Below are 18803 nucleotides of genomic sequence, written 5' to 3' on the forward strand. Positions count from 1 at the left end.
GGGGCCTAGGCCCGGAATCCATGTTTTTGTTTGTAAACTGGCGCACCGCCAGCCGGCGTTCCGACACCTGAGTTTGCCCCGTATGCGTATGAAGTTGAAATCGTTGGCCCTATGTCTGCTGGTTGCCGCCACCTGTCTGGCAGCCGCGCCGGCTAGCGCGGCCGCACCCCAGTCCAACAAGGACCTCGTGGTGGCGTTCTTTCGCATGATGTTCCAGGACCGCGACGTCGACGAGGCGGTGCGCCTGTACGTCAGCCCGAATTACGTCCAGCACAACCCCTATATGCAGGATGGCGTTGGTCCGCTGGTGGATTTCTTTCCCGCCTATTTCGAGCAGCATCCGCAGTCCATCGTTGAAATCAAGCGCGTGATTGCCGAGGGCGACCTGGTGCTGATCCACAACCTGTGGCGCGATTCGCCGGAAGACCGCGGCCAGGCCGTGATGGACATCTTCCGGGTGGAGGACGGCAAGATCGTGGAACACTGGGACGTGAGCCAGGAAATCCCGGAGAATCCCGCCAACAAGAACGGCATGTTCTAGGAAGCGCCGCATGTCCAGCATCGAACCCGTAGACCTGTCCCGCGCCTATCTGCTGCTGAACCACGGCCCCACGGTGCTGGTGACCAGCGCCCATGGCGATGCGCGCAACGTCATGGCGGCCGCCTGGGCCATGCCCCTGGACTTCAGTCCGCCCAAGATGCTGGTGGTGGTGGACAAGAACACCTACACGCGCGGCCTGATCGAGGCGTCGGGCGAATTCGCGCTGTGCATCCCGTCGCGCGCGCAGGCCCGCGCCACGCTGCGGGTGGGCACCGATTCCGGGCGCGACGAAGACAAATTCCAGGCCAGCGGCCTGACGACCTTCCCCGCCAGCAAGATCGGCGCGCCGCTCATCAGCGGTTGCCTGGGCTGGCTGGAATGCCGCGTCGTGCCCGAACCGCACAACCAGCAGGCCTACGACCTCTTCATCGGCGAAGTCGTGGCCGCGTGGGCCGCGCCTGAAGTGTTTTCCGGCAATCGCTGGCATTTCCCCGACGACGAGCGCCGTTCGGTCCATTACGTGGCGGGCGGCTCCTTCTTCGCCACCGGCGAAGCCTTCAACGTTTCCGATCCGGAGTAACCATGATGCGCAGCGTATATCTGGCGGGTTTCGACGTGTTCCTGCCTGATGCGGCGGCGCACGGCAAACGCTTGAAGGCGCTGTGCGCCACCTACGGTTTCGACGGCCTGTTTCCGCTGGACAATGAAGCGCCGCAGGGCTTGTCCGGCCAGGCGCTGGCCCAATGGATCTATCGCGAGAACGTCGCGCTCATCCGGCGCGCGGACATGGTGATGGCGAACCTCAATCCGTTTCGCGGCGCCGAACCCGATTCGGGCACGGCATTTGAAGTCGGCTACGCCATTGCCTGCGGCAAGCCGGTATGGGCTTACACCGGCCAGGCAGGCTCGTTGATCGATCAGGTGGCGGTGGGGGCTGCGGCAGACGACGGCGCATCGCGCATGGTCGATGCCGAGGGCTACACCGTGGAAGACTTCGGCCTGAACCTGAATCTGATGCTGGCGTGCAGCGCCCGCATCGTCACGGGCAGCGCCGCCGACTGCCTGGCGCAGATGGCCCGCGAACCGGGCCGCTGACCGTCCCGAACCATGGCGCGGCTAGCTGCGCGCCGTTTTCGCTGCCTTTGCTGCCTTCGCTGCCTTCGCTGCCTTCGCTGCCTTCGGCGGCGCGCGGCGCGCGGCGGGTTCGCCCAGGTATCCCATCACCGCGTTGACCACGGCCTGTTCCAACTGCTGCGTCGAGAATCCCGCGGGCGGTTCCAGCGCCGCGGCATGCACCAGTGACTCCATGATGCGCAACACCACATAGGTCGCCAGATCCCGGTCCTGCTGCGCGATTTCGGCGCGATGCAGTTCCAGAAGATGGCGCATGCGCCTGTGGATATCCTGGTCCGCGCGGCTGTGTTCGTGCGGCTGGTCGAACAGCGGAAACTCCCTTTCCAGCACGCGGTGCAGCGCGGGTTCCAGCAGGTGGGCGTGCAGCATCGCCTCGACGATGGCCGCGACGCGCTCGCGCAGCGTGGCCGCGGGATTGCTGTCCAGGACCGAGTCGATGACGTCCAGCATCTGGTTGTCGTGGCGGTTGTGCAGCGCCGCGATCAGGGCGTTCTTGTTGGGGAAGTACTGATACAGCGAGCCGACGCTGACGCCGGCTGTTTCCGCGATCAGATTGGTATTGGTGCCCGCATAGCCGTGGGTGGCCAGAACGCGAGCCGTGGCTTGCAAAATCGTCTCTACGGTGTGCTGGGATCTGAGCTGGCGCGGCGATTTCCGGGGCTGTGGGATGGCGGTCATGGGTACTGTGAAAGGCGAGTATCGAATATGAGCAATGGCTCATAAAATTTCCAGCAGGCAATCCGGTTCATCGCCCGCACACGGGGATTATGCCATCGGCGGTTTTCAAACTGGTTCCGGTTTGCGCATCTCTCACTTAAGGAAATTCAATGTCGCATTCATCGACGGCCGGGGTCATGCCCGCGGCCCAGGGGCCCGTGCGCTCTGTCTTCGCGCAAGTGCTGCCGCTCGCGCTGGCGGTATTCGTCGGGTTCTTCATGATTGGCCTGCCCATGCCGGTGCTGCCTCTGTATGTGGACGGCACGCTGGCGCTGGGCGCGCTGGTGGTCGGGGTGGTGGCCGGCCTGCAGTTCGCCGCCGCCCTGTTGTCGCGCGCCTATGCGGGCTCGCTTGCCGACCGCCGCGGCGCCAAGCGCGCGGTGGTGGGCGGTTTTGTGCTGGGCTCCATCGCGGGCCTGTTCTATCTGCTGGCCGATGACCTGTCGGCGCGGCCGCAGGCGGCGCTGGCCGCGCTCTTGGCCGGACGCGCGCTGATGGGCTGCGCCGAAAGCCTGATCGTCACCGGCGCCCTGAGTTGGGGCGTGGGCCGCGTGGGGCCGCAGAACGCGGGCCGCGTGATGGCCTGGGTCGGCGTGGCGATCTACGCCGCCTATGCGCTGGGCGCGCCCGCCGGCATGCGGCTCTACGGCGTCACGGGCTTTGCGGGCATCGCCTGGGCCACGGCGCTGATTCCCCTGGCGGCCCTGGCGCTGGTGCTGCCTTTGCGCGGGGTGCGTGCGGCAGGCGGCGTGCGTACGCCTTTCTACAAAGTGCTGGGTCTGGTGCTGCTGCCCGGCGCGGGCCTGGCGCTGGCCAGCGTCGGCTTTGGCGTGATCACTGCGTTCGTCAGCCTGCTGTTTTCGCAGCGTGGTTGGGATGGCGCAGCGTGGATGTTCACTGCGTTCGGCGTGGGCTTCATCCTGGCGCGGGTGTTCTTTGCCGGCCTGCCGGACAAGCTGGGCGGCGCGCGCGTGGCGCTGGTGTGCGTGCTGATTGAAGCGGCGGGGCAGTGGCTGATCTGGACCGGAACCACGCCGGCATGGGCCTATGCCGGCGCGCTGCTGACGGGCGCGGGCTATTCGCTGGCATTCCCCGCTTTTGGCGTGGAAGCCGTGCGCCGCGTGCCGGCGGCCAGCCGGGGCGCTGCCATGGGGGCGTATGTGGCCTTCCTGGACGTGGCTTTGGGACTGAGCAGTCCGGCGGCGGGCTGGCTGGCCGGCGAGCAAGGCTATGGCGCGGTGTATGCGATGGGCGGCGCGTGCGCGCTGGCGGCGATGGTCGTCGCCATGGCGCTCAGGACGCGTAGGTAAAAAAGGCGGCCGCCGGTTCCGGCGCCGCCTGCTCAAGATCAGACCGTCGCGGCCATCTCCAGCACTTCGTCGTCGATCGCCTCGGCCTGGCCGTCCTTCAGCTGTTGCAGATGGTCGGCCAGTTCCGCGATGGTCAGCGCCACCAGTCCGTGCTGCGCGGCATAGCGCTCAAGCGCGGCGCCGCGCATCATCGTGCCGTCGGCATTCATCAGTTCGCACAGTACGCCGGCCGGGCGCAGGCCGGCCAGCACGGCCAGGTCCACCGAGCCTTCGGTGTGGCCGCGGCGGGTCAGCACGCCGCCCGGCTGGGCGCGCAGCGGGAACACATGGCCCGGGCTGACGATGTCATCGCTTTGCGCCGACGGCGAAATGGCGGCGCGGATGGTGGTGACGCGGTCCACGGCCGACACGCCGGTGCTGACTCCTTCGCGCGCTTCGATGGAAACGGTGAAGGCGGTGGCAAAGCGGCTCTGGTTGCGCTGGACCATGGGGGGCAATTCAAGCCGGTCCAGGGTTTCGCCGGGCAGGCACAGGCAGACGATGCCGCTGCCGTCGCGAATCAGCTGCGCCATCACAGGCACGGTCAGCTTGTCGGCGGCCACGATCAGGTCGGCTTCGTTCTCGCGGTCGAAATCGTCCATGAGAATGACGGGACGGCCCAGGCGCAGATGATGCAGGGCGCGCTGCAAGCGGGCGGCAAAAGGCTGCGAAGCCAGGCTGGGGATGGGGGACTGCGGGGTAAGGGTAACGTTGGACATTTGAAACGCTCTCGCAAGTTGAAAGGGGCGAAAAACGTTTCAGGGCTACTCGACAGCCGAACGCAATACGGCAGTCCGGGCGCGGGTGCGCCCGGTGCTACCGTTGTGCCGGCACATCTTCTCTCATCCGGACTATGACCGTCGGCCCTGGCATCTCACCAGATCTGCTGACCCCGGTGTCCGTGAAGGACGCCGGGCGCTCGCGGGCTCGCCATATTGCATGGCATACCGCCGGTGGGGAATTACACCCCGCCCTGAAGACGTACTGCATGTCGTGTTAACGACCTTGCGGATTGTACGCCTGTCCGGGGCTGGGGCCGGAATACGCTTGCTGCGCCTGGGGTCTTCGGCGGGGCGGGGTCGGACCCCGCTGATGCTCAGGCGCCGGCTTCGACGGCCTCGGGCTCGTCGGCTTTCTTTTTCTTCTTGGCCGGCAGCGCCAGCATGGTGCCGCGGCACGGCGGCGTGCCGCAGAGGCAGCGGTAGCCTTCCTTCAGTTTCTTGGTGATGCGGCCGTCCAGCACCAGGCCGTAGTCATACGACAGCTCGGTGCCGCGCGGAATGTCCTGCAGCGCGACGATGTAGACGCGCTTGCCGTGCTTGCCTTCCTGGGCTTCGCAGTTGGGCTGGCAGGAATGGTTGATCCAGCGCGCATCATTGCCCTGGTCGCCGCCGTCGATCACGCGGCCGGAGCTCAGTGCGAAGAAGAAAGTGTGGAAGGGATCGTCCGGATTGGTCGGATGACGGCGGTCGGCTTCCTTGGCGCTGATGCGTTCGCCGCCGTACTCGATGATGCGCGTGCCCGCGGGAATCTTGCGCGCGGCGAAGACGCCGTTGCCGTGCAGCTTGGAGCGGCGGACGGCATACCAGGGCTTGATCGGGGTGTCTTCGTTGGTCATTGCTCGATGGAAGTGGCGGTGAGACGAAACAGAATTATATCGGCGCGTTTTTGACAGCTTGATGGGCGTATAGTGTGCGCCGCCTTGTTCCTCCGGTTAGCACCATGATTGTCCGTCCGCGTCCTTCCGCGCTGGCTTTGTTCTTTGTCTTGCGCGGGTCCATCATCCCGCGGATCCTCAGCCGCATCCTCGTCATCACGGCGCTGTCCTGCTTCGTGGTGTGGATGTACCACCAGGCATGGTTCTCGCCCGCCCATCTGTCGGCGGTGCCGTTCTCGCTGTTCGGCCTGGCCCTGTCCGTGTTCATGGGCTTTCGCAACAACGTCTGCTACGACCGCTGGTGGGAAGCGCGCAAGCAATGGGGCGAACTGATCGTGCAGGCGCGCAGCCTGGCGCGCGAAAGCGCGGTGCTGCTGGCGGCCAGCACCGCCAACCCGGTGCAGGAACGCATCGTGCGCCGTTGCATCGGCTTCGGCTACGCGCTGGCGGCGCGGCTGCGTCAGGAAGACATGGCTTCTGCCGCGCGCCCCTGGGTGCAGCAGGACGAGGCCGAGACCCTCAACGGCTGCCGCAACGTGCCCGACGCCCTGCTCATGGCCATCAACCGCGACCTGGCGGCCTGTCTGCGGCGCGGGGAGCTGAGCGACATCCTGTACCAGGCCCTGACCCAGCGCGTGGCCGCCTGCGCCGCCATCCAGGCGGCTTGCGAGCGCATCAAGTTCACGCCCTCGCCCTTCGCCTATTCGCTGCTGCTGCATCGCACGGCCTGGCTGTTCTGCCTGTTGCTGCCCTTCGGCCTGGTGGGCACGCTGGAATACATGATGCCGGCGGCCGTCACCATCGTGGCCTACACCTTCTTCGGCCTGGACGCGGTGGGTGATGAACTGGAAGACCCCTTCGGCTCCGACGAGAACGACCTGCCGCTGTCGGCGCTGGCCCGGGTGATCGAGATCGACCTCCTGGAAGGCCTGGGCGTGCGGCCTCTGCCCGAGCCCGCCGTGCCGGTGGATTTCGTGCTGCGCTAGGGCGGAGCCTATTCCGCCAATCCCGTCAACGGCAGCTTGGTTTCCTTCAACCGGCGCAGCACAAAGCAGGATTTGCTGTGCCGGATGCCCGGGATGCGGTAGAGCTGTTCGCGCAGCAGCCGTTCGTAGTCGCGGGTGTCGCGCACGGCGATGCGGATGTAATAGTCGTAGTCGCCCGAGACCAGGAAGGCTTCGAGGACCTCGGGTATCTGCGCCAGCGCCCGGCCGAACTCGTACAGCGTTTCCTCGCTGTGGCTCTCCAGGGTGACGTGGACAATGACCGTGTCCATGAAACCCAGGCTGGCCGGATCGATGTCCACCGTATAGCCGCGGATGACGCCTGCGCTTTCCATGCGCTTGATGCGGTTCCAGCACGGCGTGGACGACAGGCCCACCGCCGCGCCGATGTCGTTCAGGCTGGCGCGCGCGTTGTCCTGCAGCACCTTGAGTATGGCGAGATCAAATTTGTCCAGGTTCATTTTCTTTGATTCCTTAAAATCAAAGATAAATTTACTCCGTCCGGCGGTTATCCGTGGAAAAGAAGATAAATATTCTTCCGATCTACGAATAAGATAGATAGCATGAACGATCGCCTGCACCCCACCGCCGCCGCCGCGCTTGCCGCCACTGAACGCCCCGCTGACAACGGGGCGAAAATTCTGCTCGATACGCTGATCGCGTGTGGCGTGGATACCATTTTCGGGTACCCCGGCGGCGCGGTGCTGCCGCTGTACGACGCCCTGTACGCCGAGCCGCGCCTGCGCCACGTGCTGGTACGGCACGAACAGGCCGCCGTGCATGCTGCCGAAGGCTATGCTCGCAGCACCGGCCGCACCGGCGTGGTCTTCGTCACTTCCGGTCCGGGCATGGCCAACACCACGTCCGGCCTGCTGGATGCCATGTGCGATTCGATCCCGGTGCTCTGTATCAGCGGCCAGGTTGCCACGGCCGCCATCGGCACGGACGCCTTCCAGGAGTGCGACGCCATCGGCATCTCTCGCTCCGTGACCAAATGGAATACGCAGGTCCGTTCGGTGGACGACGTGGCAGCGGTGACGGCCCGCGCTTTTGAGCTGACCCGCCAGGGCCGCCCCGGCCCGGTGCTGCTGGACTTCCCCAAGGACGTGCAGCTGGCCGTGCCTCGCGACGCGGACGATGATGCCGTGCCCTCGCAACAGAAGCTGGCCGCGCTGCGCGCACGCCGCCAGGCGGGCAAGCTGGCGCCCAAGCTGCCGCAGTCGGCCGTGCGTCGCGCCGCCGCCTTGATCGCGCAGGCCAAGCGCCCCATCTTCTACGGCGGCGGCGGGCTGGTGAACGCCGGCCCCGAGGCCTGCGAGGCCTTTACCGACCTGGTGCGCCACACCGGCGCGCCCTGCACCCTGACCCTCATGGGCCTGGGCGCATTCCCCGCGTCCGACGCGCAGTTCGTCGGCATGCTGGGCATGCACGGCACGGTCGAGGCCAACCTGGCCATGCATAACGCCGACTTGGTGGTCTGCATCGGCGCCCGCTTCGATGACCGCATCACCGGCAAGCTGTCGGAGTTCTGCCCGCATGCGCGCAAGATCCACATCGACATCGACCCGGCTTCCATCAACAAGGTGGTGCGCGTGGACGTGGCGCTGGTGGGCGACTGCCTGCCGCTGGTGCGCGCGCTGCGCGCCGAACTCGGCGAGGAACCCATGGACGCGGCGCGGCTGGCGCCCTGGTACAAGCGTATCGACGTCTGGCGCGCCCAGGACTGCCTCGGCTATACCCCGGCGGCCGACGCGATCCTGCCGCAGCATCTGATGGCGCGCCTGAACGACGCGCTGTCCGACCGCGATGCCATCGTTTCCACCGACGTGGGCCAGCACCAGATGTGGGCCGCGCAGTACCTGCGCTTCGACAAGCCCAACCGCTGGCTGACCTCCGGCGGCGCCGGCACCATGGGCTATGGCGTGCCCGCCGCCATCGGCGCGCAGGTCGCCCATCCGGACAAGACCGTGGTCTGCGTCAGCGGCGACGCGTCGGTGCTGATGAACATCCAGGAACTGTCCACCGCCATGCAGCACCAGACGCCCGTCAAGGTCGTGTTGTGCAACAACGGCTACATGGGCATGGTGCGGCAATGGCAGGAGCTGATCCACGGCGGGCGCTACAGCCACAGCTACAACGCCTCGCTGCCCGACTTCGTGGCGTTGGCCCGCGCCTTCGGCTGGGGCGCGGCCCGCGTGGACGATCCGGCAAAGCTGGATGCCGCGCTCGCCGAATGCCTGGCGCATGACGGCCCCTACTTCCTGGACGTGGCGGTCGCGGCGCAGGAGAACTGCTTCCCGATGATGCCTGCTGGGCACGGGCATCAGAAGATGATGCTGGCCGAAGGCGTCTGGTATCAGGACGAGACGACCTGATCGCCGCAGGGCGGCATGCGCAGCCCTGCGCCCTGCTTCAGAACTGAATCGACAAGCCGCCGTCCACCACCAGCACGTGCCCGTTGACATATGACGCCGCGGGCGACGCCAGGAATACGGCGGCGCCCGCGATTTCTTCCGGTTCGCCCCAGCGTCCCATGGGATTGCGCGTGGCGATGCGCGGGCCCACATCGGGGTCCGCCACCATGGCGGCATTGGTCTCGGTGGCGAAGGTGCCGGGCGCGATGGCGTTGCTGGTGATGCCGTGGCCGCCGAACTCTGCCGCCAGCGCGCGCACCATGCCCGTCAACCCCTGCTTGGCCGCGGGATAGACCGCATCGCCCGAGCGCGCCAGCTCGCCCACCACCGAGGTGATGGCGATCAGGCGGCCGCTGCCCTGGCGCACCATGCGCTCGGCGGCGAACTTGGCCAGCAGCATGCCGGCGACCATGTCGGTGTCGATGAGTTCGCGGATCTCGGCGGGACTGGTGTCGCGCAGCGTCTTGCGGTTGCGCGCGCCGACGTTGTTCACCAGGATGTCCAGGCGGTGGTGGTCGCGGTCTATGTCCTGGAAAGCGCGTTCCATGGCGGCGTCGTCGCTGATGTCAAAAGGCAGCGCATGCGCATCCAGGCCGGCGGCGGTCAATTCAGCTGCCGCGGCCGCGACGGCCTCGGCGTTGCGGCCATTGATCAGTACGCGCGCGCCGCAGCCGGCCAATGCGCGCGCGATACAGAAGCCCAGCCCGCGGGCCGAGCCGGTCACCAGGGCGACTTGTCCCGTCAGGTCGAAGTTGCGCAGATACGGCAGCGTGTTCATGTCAGTCGTCCAAAGTGCTCTATCTCAATCAGGGCCGCGCGGATCCGGCTCCGCCGGTCCGCAGCGGCACCCCCTGGGGGGGAAGCGCGCAGCGTTGCGGGGGGGATTTATCTATTCTCGGAATTCCGGCGCCCAGTGCAGCAGCCGCCGTTCCAGCCAGGTCACACAATAAACCAGCGCGATGCCGACGATGGACAGCAGCGTCACCGCCGCGAACATGTCGGTGGCGTTCAGCGTCGCCAGCGCGGTGATCATCAGATAGCCCATGCCCGTGGTGGATCCGACGAACTCCGCCAGCACCACGCCGATCAGCGCAAAGCTGATGGCATTCGGCAAGGCCGCGAAGGTCCACGCGGCCGCGGTCGGGATGCGCACGCGCCACAGGATCTGGCGCGGCGAGCCGCCCAGCGTGCGGCAGAAATCCACCAGTTCGCGTTCTACTGCGCGTCCACCCTTGTAGGTGTTGAAGAACACCAGGAAGAACACCACGAACCATGACGTCACCACCTTGGAGGCAAGGCCCAGGCCGAAGAACATGGTGATGAGCGGCACGAAGGCGATGCGCGGCATCGAGTTGAAGGCCACGATGAAGGGATTGAACACGTCGGCCAGGAAGCGGCTGCGGCTGAGCGTCATGCCCACCACGAAGCCGCTGCCCACGCCCACCAGCAGTCCCACCATGGTGGCCTGCAAGGTCAGCCACAGGTGCGGCCAGACCGAACGCGGGCCGGGCTGCAGCCATTCCCACAGGCGCACGGCCACCCGCGAGGGCTGGCTGATGAAGAAGGGATCGAACAGTGTGTTCTGGGCGAACCAGGGGATGCGCGTGAGTATCTCCCAGGAGCCCAGGATGACGGCAAGTATCAGCACCTGCCACAGGGTGATGCGCAGCCGGCGCGCGATGCTGGCGCGGCGGTCCAGCCGCAGCTGGTCCTGCAGGGAATCGGCGGAGTAAGTGGTGGTCATGACGCGTAGGGATTCAGGCGGCGGCGCGGAACTGCTGTCCCAGCACACTCCAGAGGCTTTGCACATGGGTCACGAACTGCGGTGTTTCGCGCAGCGTGAAGACATCGCGCGGATGCGGGATCTCGATGCGCTCGTCCAGCAGCACGCGGCTGGGCGGGCCGGACAGCACCACCACGCGATCGGACAGCAGGATAGCTTCGTCGAGGTCGTGCGTGACCATGACGATGGTCTGGCCCAGCTTGCGCCAGATCTCGATCAATTCGCGATGCAGGTGGGTCTTGGTGTGCGTGTCCAGCGCGCCGAAGGGCTCGTCCAGCAGCAGGATGCGCGGTTCGACCGCCAGGCTCATCAAGAGCGCCACGCGCCGCCGCATGCCGCCCGACAACTGGTGCGGAAAGGCGTCGGCGAACTGGCTCAGGTGGCCCATTTCCAGTAGTTCCGCCACGCGGCGCTCGATCTTGTCGACGGCCACGCCCTGGAACTTCAGGCCCAGCGCCACGTTCTTCCTCACGCTGAACCAGGGCAGCAGCGTGTCCTTCTGGAAGATGTAGCCCAGGGCCGGCGGCACCTGCCCGTCCACGATCCGCCCGTCCACGTGGATCGTGCCGGTGGTCGGGCGCAGGAAACCCGCGATCATGTTCAGCAAGGTGCTCTTGCCGCAGCCGGACGGCCCGACGATGGAGACGAACTCGCCTTCCGGGATCGTCAGGCTGACCTCGCCCACTGCATGCGTGGTGGCCTGGCGCGTCTGGTAGGCCTTGCCCACCTTGTCCAGCGTGATCATCAGAGGCCCCGGGCGCGGCGCACGAAGCTCATGTTCACGCAACGGTCGTAGGGCACGGTCTTGATCTCGTCATTGGAGAACTGGCGGCCGTCGCCCATGATGGCCGTCATGCGGTCATAGGCATCCTGGGTGATGATGTTGTCCTTCAGGAACACCGTTTCCTTGTAGACGCCCAGCGTCTTTTCGATGGCGGCGCGCGGAAAGGCGTTCAGGTAATCGTCGTAGATCGCGTCGGTGACGGCGGCGGCGCTGTTGGCGCTGATGAAGTCCTGCGCGCGCACCAGCGCGATCACGAAGGCCTGCACCACTTCCGGGCGCTTCTGGATGGTGTCCTGCAGGGTCAGGGCCGCGATGCCGGGCACGTCGCCGCCCATGAATTCGTTCCACGAACTCTCGGTCGTGGCGTCGAAGATGGGCACGCCCCAGCCTTCCTGTTGCGCCTGTTCCATCATGGACATGGTGGCCATGCTGGCGGACACGGAACCGGTCTTGAGCGCGCCCAGCATGGTGGCCAGGTCGCCCAGCGGGCGGATGTCAACCTTGTCGGCCACGCCGGCCTTCTGCATCAGGTACAGCGCCATCAGCCAGGTGCTGGACTGCGGCTGGGTCGCGCCCACGCGCTTGCCGGCCAGGTCCTTCAGCGATTTGATCTTGCCGCTTTCAAAGTCCTCGCGGCGCACGATGACGTTGGCGTAGGTGAGCTTGCGGTCAAAGCCGAACACCAGCGTGGCGGGCTTGCCGGCCAAGGTGAGCGCGGGGGCGGCCGTGGCGGCGGTGGCACCGAACGCGATCTGGCCCGCGGCCAGCAGCTGGTTGGTGCGCGGGCCGCTTTGCGAATTCAGGTATTCGACTTCCAGCCCGCCTTCGCCGAAGTAGCCCTTTTTCAGCGCCACATAACCCGCGGCAAAGAACGGGTCGATGCTGCCCTGGCCGTAGACGACGCGGCCCAGCTTGGGCTGGGCGAACGCGACGCGGCCATTGACCAGGCTGATGCTGGCCAACGCGCCTGCGGCGGCCAGCACGCGGCGGCGGGTGGTGAAGTCGGGGCTGTTGCTCATGTCGTCCTCGGAATAGGTCTGGTTGCAGCGGTTTGGCGTAGACAATACCCCAGCAACTGGCGTCCAACAATGGAAAACGCCCGGTTGCCCGGGCGTCGTGCGCGATGGTCGGGAGGCGGCGGCGCCAGGCGCCGCGCCCGTTTTACGCGGCGGTCTTTTTCGGCGCAGCCTTCTTCACCGCTTTCTTGGCGGCCGTTTTCGTGGCCGTCTTGGTGGCGGTCTTCTTTACCGCGGCCTTCTTGGCCGGCGCTTTCTTTGCGGCGGTCTTGGTCGCGGTCTTGGCGGCCGTCTTGGCCGGTGCGCGGCCGGGCTTTTCAGGACGCGGCTCGAACTCGAAGCCGATCTTGCCGTCCGGCTGGCGGACGAGGAAGGCCTTGAACTTGCGGTTGGTGCGGCTGGAGACGAAGCCGTCGAGCAGGTCGGTGCGGCCGTTGGTCAGCAGCTTTTCCATCTGCTCGCGCGAGATCTCCTGCTGCAGGATGACCTTGCCCGAACGGAAATCGCAGCTCTTTTCGGGGCCGACGGATTTCTCGCAGACGTAGCTCATGCCGTGCTCGAACACGCGCGACTGGCACTTGGGGCAGGAGCCCACCGGCGTGTGGCCGGAGAAGTCCACGGCCTCGGAGTCGTCCTCGTCGTTCTGGCCGAAGTCGAATTCCAGCTTGTACTCGTCGCTGATGCGCAGGATGGCGGCGAACGGTCGGCCCATCTTGCTGATGAAGCCTTGCAGCGGACCGATTTCGCGCTTGGCCAGCAGCTCTTCCACTTCGGGCAGTTCGAAGGTGCGGCCGCCCGGATGCTTGCCGATGGAAAAGTCGCAGGCGGTGCAGGCAAAGCGGCGATAGTTTTCCTTCACCACGGCGCCGCACTTGGGGCACGGCGTCTGCAGCGTGGCGTAGTCGCCCGGCACCGTGTCACGTTCGTATTCCTTGGCGCGCTTGACGATGACCTGCGTCATCTGCGCGATCTCGCGCATGAAGGCCTCGCGGCCCAGTCCGCCCTGCTCGATCTGCTTGAGCTTGTGCTCCCATTCGCCGGTGAGTTCCGGCGAGGTCAGTTCGGTCACGTCCAGGCCGGACAAGAGCGTCATCAGCTGGCGCGCCTTGGCGGTGGGCACCAGGTCGCGGCCTTCGCGGCGCAGGTAGCTTTCGTTGAGCAGGCCTTCGATGATGGCGGCGCGCGTGGCCGGCGTGCCCAGGCCGCGCTCGGACATTGCTTCGCGCAGTTCCTCGTCGTCCACCAGCTTGCCCGCGCCTTCCATGGCCGACAGCAGCGTGCCTTCGTTAAAGCGCGCCGGCGGTTTGGTGGTCAGGCCAACGGCTTCCACGTCCTCGGTGCGCACGGTCTCGCCGTCCGCCACGGGCACCAGGTTGGCGTCTTCGCCTTGGGCTTCCTTGCCGTAGACGGCCAGCCATCCCGGGCTGACCAGCACCTTGCCGTCGGTGCGAAAGCGATGCCCCTGCACTTCGGTCATGCGGGTGGTGACGCGGTATTCCGCGGCGGGGAAGAACACCGCCAGGAAGCGCTTGAGCACCAGGTCGTACAGCTTGGCCTCGGCTTCGCTCAGGTCGTGCGGGATCTGCAGCGTGGGGATGATGGCAAAGTGATCCGACACCTTCTTGTTGTCGAAGATGCGGCGGTTGGGCTTGACCCAGTTCTCGCTGACCACCGTGCCGGCGTGGCGGGCCAGGCCGCCCACCGCGTTGGAGCCGCCCTGCGCCAATGCGCGCATCGTCTCCTTGACGGTGTTGATGTAGTCCTCGGGCAGGTAGCGCGAGTCGGTACGCGGGTAGGTCAGCGCCTTGTGGCGTTCGTACAGGGTCTGCGCCAGCGCCAGCGTGGTCTTGGCCGAAAAGCCGAAACGGCCGTTGGCCTCGCGCTGCAGCGAAGTCAGGTCATACAGGGCCGGCGACATCTGGGTCGACGGCTTGGACTCTTCCGTGACGCTGCCGGGCTGTTCGCGGCAGGCGGCCACCACGCTCTGGGCGGCGGCCTGCGACCATAGGCGCGATTCGCGCTTTTCGGGGTCGCGGTCGTCTTTCTTGAATTCCGGGTCGATCCAGCGGCCTTCGTACAGGCCGGCGGCCGCCACGAAGGTGGCGCGCACTTCCCAGTAGTCGCGCGGCACGAAGCGGCGGATACGCTCCTCGCGTTCGGCCACGATGGCCAGCGTGGGCGTCTGCACCCGGCCGACCGGGGTCTTGAAGAAGCCGCCGTCCTTGCTGTTGAAGGCGGTCATGGCGCGGGTGCCGTTGATGCCCACCAGCCAGTCGGCTTCGGCGCGCGAGCGGGCGGCCGCTTCCAGCGGCTTGAGCTGGACGTCGTCGCGCAGGTTGGCGAAGGCTTCGCGGATGGCGGCCTGGGTCATCGACTGCAGCCAGAGGCGCTGGATCGGCTTCTTCACGCCCGCGTACTGAATGATGTAGCGGAAGATCAGTTCGCCTTCGCGCCCGGCGTCACAGGCGTTGATGATGGCATCGACGTCCTTGCGCTTGGCCAGGCGGACCAGCAGCTTGAGCCGTTCAGCCGATTTCTTGTCGGTGGGGCCCAGTTCGAATTCGGGCGGAATCACGGGCAGGTGCGTAAAGCTCCACTTTCCCTTGACCGGATCGTTGGGCGCGACCAAGCTGAGCAAGTGGCCGATGCTCGACGCGAGTACGTAACGTTCGCTTTCAAAATAGTCGCCCTCGCGCGCAAAGCCTCCCAAGGCGCGTGATATATCGAGGGCTACCGAGGGCTTCTCGGCAATAATCAGCGTTTTATTCATGTGTATCCAGTGGCGGCAGTCCCGCCGTAGTAGCGCGGATAATAAGATCGGAGATTCGCCAGATGCAAGTCGGCACTGAAAGACAAGCGGGATCCGAACTACACGCCTGGCGTCAATTTCTGGCGCGCAGCACCCTCTGGCTAGGTGTTTTGCTGCTTGGCAGCGCCGCGGTTTGCTGGGTCGCCGCCAACTGGCAGGACATGACAAAAGTGCAGCGCTTCGCCGGCGTTCAGGGCCTTCTGGCGGTTTGCGCGCTGGCCGCTGCCTGGACCGGATTGCGCCTGCGGGCCAGTCCAGGGGTGCGGCGCACCATACCGGGCGCCCTGCTCGCCCTGGCTGGCATCCTCCTGGGAGCGCTGCTCGCATTACTAGGCCAAACTTACCAGACTGGCGCCGATACCTGGGAACTGTTCGCCTGGTGGGCGCTGCTGCTGCTGCCCTGGGCGCTGGCCGCCGGCAGCCAGGCCGTCTGGCTGCTGTGGGCGCTGGTGCTGAACGTGGCCGTGGCCTTGTGGCTGGGCGAGCGGGTGTTTTCCTGGATGCTGATATTGGGCGGCCCGGGCGTGCCCGGCCTGATGATGGCCGGCCTGAACCTGCTGCTGCTGCTGGGCTGGGAGCTGGCTGCCCGCCGCTGGCGCGCCAGCACCCTGGTCGGTCCGCGGGTCCTGGCTGCCCTGGCGATCAGCGTGCTGGTGCTGACCCAGATGCTTGGCGACTTCCTGGGCCGCGGCCTGGGCCTCTATAACGGCATCGCCTGGGTCGCGGTGACCCTGGGCCTGGGCTTCTATTATCAGAAGGGCCGGCGCGACCTGATCATCCTGGCCATGTTGGCTGCCGGTGTCATTTGCGTGTCGTTGCGGGTGGCGGGCGAATGGCTGCTGCGCCTGGAGCCCGGCGTCTGGGCCGCGCTGCCGCTGGCGGCGCTGCTCATGGCCGAGGCCGTCTGGGCCGCGCGCTGGCTGCGGCGCCTGGCGGGCGATCCGCAGGCGGCCGTCGCGGCGAGCGCGGACGCGGAGCCGGCCGCCGCCTCGGCCGGCAACTCGGTGGACCCGGCGGACAGCGGGGCGCCCGTGGCGCAGCTGGCGGCCGCTCCGGCGCCTCAGTCGGATCCGCCCTGGTACGTGCAATGCCTGCTGGGCCTGAGCGCCTGGTTGGCGACCTTGCTGCTACTGGTGTTCATTGCCTTCTCGGGCTTTATCACCACGGAAGGCGGCGCACTGGTGGCCGGGCTGGTGTTGTGCGCGGCCGGCGTGGCGGTGCTGCGCAGCGACGCCGGTCCGTTCTGGCGCCAGTGCGGCACGGCCATGGCTTTCGCCGGGCAGATCCTGATCATCTTCGGGCTGTCCAGTTCGACCTCGTTCGCCAGCGCCTGCGTCTTCGTGCTGCTGATGGCGGCCACGGTCTACGCGGTGGGGCCCGACGTCATCCTGCGTTTTCTCAGCGGCCTGCTGATCGCGGCGGCGGGCGCGGGCCTGATCTGGCGCGTGTTGTCGCCCGACCTGGGGCAAGAGGACCTGCTGGACGCCTGGATGGCGTTCGACGCCCTGCGCGCCACTTTCCTGTGGCTGCCCATTGCCGTGACCGGGGCCTGGGCCACGGCCGTCATCTTTACCGTCAGCCATCGCCTGGGCGGCAAGCGCGCCCATGCCCTGCAGCCGCTGGGCTGGGCCTTCCTGCTGTCGGTGCAAGGCATGGTGTGGCTGGCCAGCGGCATCTCCATCAAGCAGTTGCCCGCCATGTGGCAGCTGAATCCGCATACGGCCGTGCTGGTCGCGGCCGGCGCGCTGCTGCCCGTGGCGGCGGCCTTCGCGGTGCTCTGGCCGCGCCGCCACATGCTGACGGCGGGCGTCACCTGGGGCGTGCCCATCGGCCTGCTGATCCTGGCGCTGTTCTGGCTGCCCAGCCCCGGCGTGGGCTTCGCGCTGGCCTGGCTGCTGCTGGGCTTCGGCTTGAACCAGTCCCGCGTGGTGGTGTTCGGCGTGATCAGCCTGTTGGCGTATCTGGGCGTCTATTACTACCAATTGGACGTGCCGCTGCTGCAAAAAGCCTTGTGGCTGGGCGGCGCCGCGCTGCTGCTGTTCGTGCTGCGCGCCCTGGTCTGGCTGGTACCGCGCCTGATGCGCACCATTGCGCCCAAGCAGCGCGGGGCTCTGCCGCCGGTATCGGCGCCCTTGCGCTGGCGCACGCTGGCCATCCTGGGCGGCCTGGTGCTGGTGCTGGCGGTCACCAACGGCGGCATCTGGCAGCGTGAAAAACTGCTGGCGTCGGGCAAGGTGGTCATCCTGGAACTGGCGCCGGTGGATCCCCGTTCGCTCATGCAGGGCGACTACATGGCGCTGAACTTCGCGGCCAGCCGGGAAGTCACGCGCCTGCGGCTGGGCGGCGAGCGTCCCGAAGCCGAGGACTCCGTCATGGGTTACGAGCCGGACGGCTATGTAATGTTGCAGACCGACGCGCGCGGCGTCGGGCAGCCGCTACGCATCCAGCCCGACACGCACCCGCATACCGATGCCGAAGTGCCGCTGCGCTACCGCATCCGCGACAACAGCGTGCGCATCGTGACCAACGCCTATTTCTTCCCGGAAGGCCAGGCCGAGCGCTATCAGGTCGCCAAGTACGGCGAGTTGCGCGTGGCGGAAAACGGCGAGGCCCTGCTCGTCCGGATGCTGGACCAGGACCTCAAGCCGCTGTAGCGGCGGGCAGCGGGAAACGCCGCGCCCATTGCGCGGTGGCTTCCCGCAGGAAATGGCCGCGGTCCGCGGCATCGATGGGGTCGAAGCCCAAGGCTCGCCAGGCGGCCATCAGCGCCGCCAGGGGCGCGCCGGTGTCGATGGGCGGGGCGCCGTTCTGCTTGGACAGTTTCAGGCCGCTGGAAGCGTCCAGGATCAGCGGCACGTGCAGGTAGCGCACGGGCGGTAGCCCAAGCAGCCGGCCCAGCACGCGCTGGCGCGCGGTGGAACTGAGCAGGTCCGCGCCACGCACCACATCGGTCACGCCTTGCGCGGCGTCGTCCACCACCACCGCCAATTGGTAGGCCCACAGGCCGTCGGCCCGCCGCAGGGCGATGTCGCCCACGGCTTGCGCCACGTTTTGTTCCTGCGGCCCCAGCCAACGGTCGACGAAATGTTCCGCGCCTTCCGGCATGACCACGCGCCAGGCGCGGGCCTCGCGGCCTGGTGGCAAGCCGTGGCGGCAGGTGCCGGGATACGGCCGCTCGCCGTCGGCGCCGGGCGCAGTCTGGCCACGCAGCGCCGAATCGGCGATTTCGCGTCGCGTGCAGCCGCAGCCGTAGATCAGGCCGCGCGCGGCCAGCGAGTCGAAGGCGGCTTGATAGGCGTCGCCGCGGCGCGACTGCCACATGATGTCGCCGTCCCAATCCAGGCCCAGCGCGCTCAATTGGCCCATGATGACCTCGGCAGCGCCGGGCACCGTGCGCGGCGTGTCCACGTCTTCGATGCGCAGCAGCCAGCGCCCGCCATGGGCACGCGCGTCCAGCCAGCTGGCCAGCGCGGCAACCAGCGAGCCCGCATGCAGCGGGCCGCTGGGACTGGGGGCGAAGCGGCCGACGTAATTCACGATGGGACGCCCGCGCGGCCATGCGCGCGGGTAAGGAGTAACGGCATCAAGCGACGCG

Annotated in this window: 17 protein-coding genes and 1 riboswitch; of the genes, 7 read left to right on the forward strand and 10 right to left on the reverse strand. The window is 67.0% G+C overall.

The window, feature by feature from the left end; genetic code table 11:
- Positions 1-82: 82 nt before the first annotated feature.
- The 3 genes from AC1RHV_RS12895 to AC1RHV_RS12905 are packed head-to-tail and all read left to right on the forward strand — an operon-like array spanning position 83 to position 1636.
- Positions 83-541, forward strand: a complete 459-nt coding sequence (locus tag AC1RHV_RS12895) for a nuclear transport factor 2 family protein (RefSeq protein ID WP_082401097.1) — start codon at positions 83-85, stop codon at positions 539-541.
- A gap of 10 nt (positions 542-551) precedes the next feature.
- Complete coding sequence (locus tag AC1RHV_RS12900) at positions 552-1121, forward strand: flavin reductase family protein (RefSeq protein WP_054455727.1); 570 nt, start codon at positions 552-554, stop codon at positions 1119-1121.
- A gap of 5 nt (positions 1122-1126) precedes the next feature.
- On the forward strand, positions 1127-1636 hold the full coding sequence (locus AC1RHV_RS12905; RefSeq protein WP_054455939.1) for a nucleoside 2-deoxyribosyltransferase: 510 nt from the start codon (positions 1127-1129) through the stop codon (positions 1634-1636).
- Between the two features lie 21 nt (positions 1637-1657).
- Here AC1RHV_RS12905 and AC1RHV_RS12910 read toward each other — a convergent pair whose 3' ends face one another.
- Positions 1658-2353 (reverse strand): TetR/AcrR family transcriptional regulator, encoded by a 696-nt coding sequence (locus tag AC1RHV_RS12910; RefSeq protein ID WP_492300978.1) that lies wholly within the window; start codon positions 2351-2353, stop codon positions 1658-1660.
- A 149-nt stretch (positions 2354-2502) separates the two neighbouring features.
- Here AC1RHV_RS12910 and AC1RHV_RS12915 point away from each other — a divergent pair, with 149 nt between their 5' ends.
- Entirely contained in the window at positions 2503-3702 is a 1200-nt protein-coding gene (locus AC1RHV_RS12915; RefSeq protein WP_492300980.1) for an arabinose transporter, read from the forward strand.
- A gap of 38 nt (positions 3703-3740) precedes the next feature.
- Here the strand turns inward: AC1RHV_RS12915 and ribB are convergent, their stop codons facing one another.
- Together ribB and AC1RHV_RS12925 are read right to left on the reverse strand one after the other, a co-directional pair.
- Positions 3741-4460, reverse strand: coding sequence for a 3,4-dihydroxy-2-butanone-4-phosphate synthase (gene ribB, locus AC1RHV_RS12920; RefSeq protein WP_013390820.1), 720 nt, complete (start codon positions 4458-4460; stop codon positions 3741-3743).
- 111 nt (positions 4461-4571) lie between these two features.
- Positions 4572-4726: riboswitch (FMN riboswitch) on the reverse strand.
- A gap of 111 nt (positions 4727-4837) precedes the next feature.
- Positions 4838-5359 carry an SET domain-containing protein gene (locus AC1RHV_RS12925; protein ID WP_054455721.1) on the reverse strand — a complete coding sequence of 174 codons (522 nt, stop codon included), beginning with the start codon at positions 5357-5359 and terminating at the stop codon, positions 4838-4840.
- A 104-nt stretch (positions 5360-5463) separates the two neighbouring features.
- On the opposite strand from AC1RHV_RS12925, the gene AC1RHV_RS12930 reads away from it, so the two are divergent.
- Positions 5464-6384: a bestrophin family protein gene (locus AC1RHV_RS12930; RefSeq protein WP_054455719.1), complete on the forward strand. Its 921-nt coding sequence runs from the start codon at positions 5464-5466 to the stop codon at positions 6382-6384.
- An 8-nt stretch (positions 6385-6392) separates the two neighbouring features.
- Here AC1RHV_RS12930 and AC1RHV_RS12935 read toward each other — a convergent pair whose 3' ends face one another.
- The gene (locus AC1RHV_RS12935; protein ID WP_013390823.1) at positions 6393-6863 is read right to left on the reverse strand and encodes an Lrp/AsnC family transcriptional regulator; all 471 of its coding nucleotides are present in this window, start codon (positions 6861-6863) and stop codon (positions 6393-6395) included.
- Positions 6864-6956: 93 nt separating this feature from the next.
- Between AC1RHV_RS12935 and ilvB the strand changes: the two genes are divergently transcribed.
- The gene (gene ilvB / locus AC1RHV_RS12940) at positions 6957-8777 is read left to right on the forward strand and encodes a biosynthetic-type acetolactate synthase large subunit (protein ID WP_492301755.1); all 1821 of its coding nucleotides are present in this window, start codon (positions 6957-6959) and stop codon (positions 8775-8777) included.
- A 37-nt stretch (positions 8778-8814) separates the two neighbouring features.
- On the opposite strand, the gene AC1RHV_RS12945 is transcribed toward ilvB, so the two are convergent.
- From AC1RHV_RS12945 to AC1RHV_RS12965, 5 genes are all read right to left on the reverse strand, one after another.
- Positions 8815-9594, reverse strand: coding sequence for an SDR family oxidoreductase (locus tag AC1RHV_RS12945; RefSeq protein ID WP_175160135.1), 780 nt, complete (start codon positions 9592-9594; stop codon positions 8815-8817).
- Positions 9595-9705: 111 nt separating this feature from the next.
- Positions 9706-10560: an ABC transporter permease gene (locus AC1RHV_RS12950; protein WP_054455713.1), complete on the reverse strand. Its 855-nt coding sequence runs from the start codon at positions 10558-10560 to the stop codon at positions 9706-9708.
- A 13-nt stretch (positions 10561-10573) separates the two neighbouring features.
- Positions 10574-11344, reverse strand: a complete 771-nt coding sequence (locus AC1RHV_RS12955) for an ABC transporter ATP-binding protein (protein WP_492300983.1) — start codon at positions 11342-11344, stop codon at positions 10574-10576.
- Positions 11344-12402, reverse strand: coding sequence for an ABC transporter substrate-binding protein (locus AC1RHV_RS12960; RefSeq protein ID WP_492300984.1), 1059 nt, complete (start codon positions 12400-12402; stop codon positions 11344-11346). The genes AC1RHV_RS12955 and AC1RHV_RS12960 overlap by 1 nt, the downstream gene beginning before the upstream one ends.
- Positions 12403-12544: 142 nt before the next feature.
- The gene (locus AC1RHV_RS12965) at positions 12545-15169 is read right to left on the reverse strand and encodes a DNA topoisomerase III (protein WP_119449797.1); all 2625 of its coding nucleotides are present in this window, start codon (positions 15167-15169) and stop codon (positions 12545-12547) included.
- A 62-nt stretch (positions 15170-15231) separates the two neighbouring features.
- Between AC1RHV_RS12965 and AC1RHV_RS12970 the strand changes: the two genes are divergently transcribed.
- Positions 15232-17862: a GDYXXLXY domain-containing protein gene (locus AC1RHV_RS12970; protein WP_119449798.1), complete on the forward strand. Its 2631-nt coding sequence runs from the start codon at positions 15232-15234 to the stop codon at positions 17860-17862.
- Here the strand turns inward: AC1RHV_RS12970 and gluQRS are convergent.
- Positions 17849-18745: a tRNA glutamyl-Q(34) synthetase GluQRS gene (gene gluQRS / locus AC1RHV_RS12975; protein WP_306653588.1), complete on the reverse strand. Its 897-nt coding sequence runs from the start codon at positions 18743-18745 to the stop codon at positions 17849-17851. The two genes, AC1RHV_RS12970 and gluQRS, sit on opposite strands and share 14 nt — an antisense overlap.
- Positions 18746-18803 lie beyond the last annotated feature (58 nt).

This window comes from Achromobacter sp. GW823-FHT04E03 (assembly GCF_058796095.1).

Excerpts from the sequence above, each read along its gene's own strand:
- AC1RHV_RS12955 (WP_492300983.1), bottom strand. The coding sequence starts at position 11,344 with ATGATCACGCTGGACAAGGTGGGCAAGGCCTACCAGACGCGCCAGGCC.
- AC1RHV_RS12915 (WP_492300980.1), top strand. The coding sequence starts at position 2,503 with ATGTCGCATTCATCGACGGCCGGGGTCATGCCCGCGGCCCAGGGGCCC.
- AC1RHV_RS12960 (WP_492300984.1), bottom strand. The coding sequence starts at position 12,402 with ATGAGCAACAGCCCCGACTTCACCACCCGCCGCCGCGTGCTGGCCGCC.
- AC1RHV_RS12950 (WP_054455713.1), bottom strand. The coding sequence starts at position 10,560 with ATGACCACCACTTACTCCGCCGATTCCCTGCAGGACCAGCTGCGGCTG.
- AC1RHV_RS12905 (WP_054455939.1), top strand. The coding sequence starts at position 1,127 with ATGCGCAGCGTATATCTGGCGGGTTTCGACGTGTTCCTGCCTGATGCG.
- AC1RHV_RS12935 (WP_013390823.1), bottom strand. The coding sequence starts at position 6,863 with ATGAACCTGGACAAATTTGATCTCGCCATACTCAAGGTGCTGCAGGAC.
- AC1RHV_RS12970 (WP_119449798.1), top strand. The coding sequence starts at position 15,232 with ATGCAAGTCGGCACTGAAAGACAAGCGGGATCCGAACTACACGCCTGG.
- AC1RHV_RS12945 (WP_175160135.1), bottom strand. The coding sequence starts at position 9,594 with ATGAACACGCTGCCGTATCTGCGCAACTTCGACCTGACGGGACAAGTC.
- AC1RHV_RS12925 (WP_054455721.1), bottom strand. The coding sequence starts at position 5,359 with ATGACCAACGAAGACACCCCGATCAAGCCCTGGTATGCCGTCCGCCGC.
- AC1RHV_RS12965 (WP_119449797.1), bottom strand. The coding sequence starts at position 15,169 with ATGAATAAAACGCTGATTATTGCCGAGAAGCCCTCGGTAGCCCTCGAT.
- ribB (WP_013390820.1), bottom strand. The coding sequence starts at position 4,460 with ATGTCCAACGTTACCCTTACCCCGCAGTCCCCCATCCCCAGCCTGGCT.
- AC1RHV_RS12900 (WP_054455727.1), top strand. The coding sequence starts at position 552 with ATGTCCAGCATCGAACCCGTAGACCTGTCCCGCGCCTATCTGCTGCTG.
- AC1RHV_RS12895 (WP_082401097.1), top strand. The coding sequence starts at position 83 with ATGCGTATGAAGTTGAAATCGTTGGCCCTATGTCTGCTGGTTGCCGCC.
- AC1RHV_RS12930 (WP_054455719.1), top strand. The coding sequence starts at position 5,464 with ATGATTGTCCGTCCGCGTCCTTCCGCGCTGGCTTTGTTCTTTGTCTTG.
- AC1RHV_RS12910 (WP_492300978.1), bottom strand. The coding sequence starts at position 2,353 with ATGACCGCCATCCCACAGCCCCGGAAATCGCCGCGCCAGCTCAGATCC.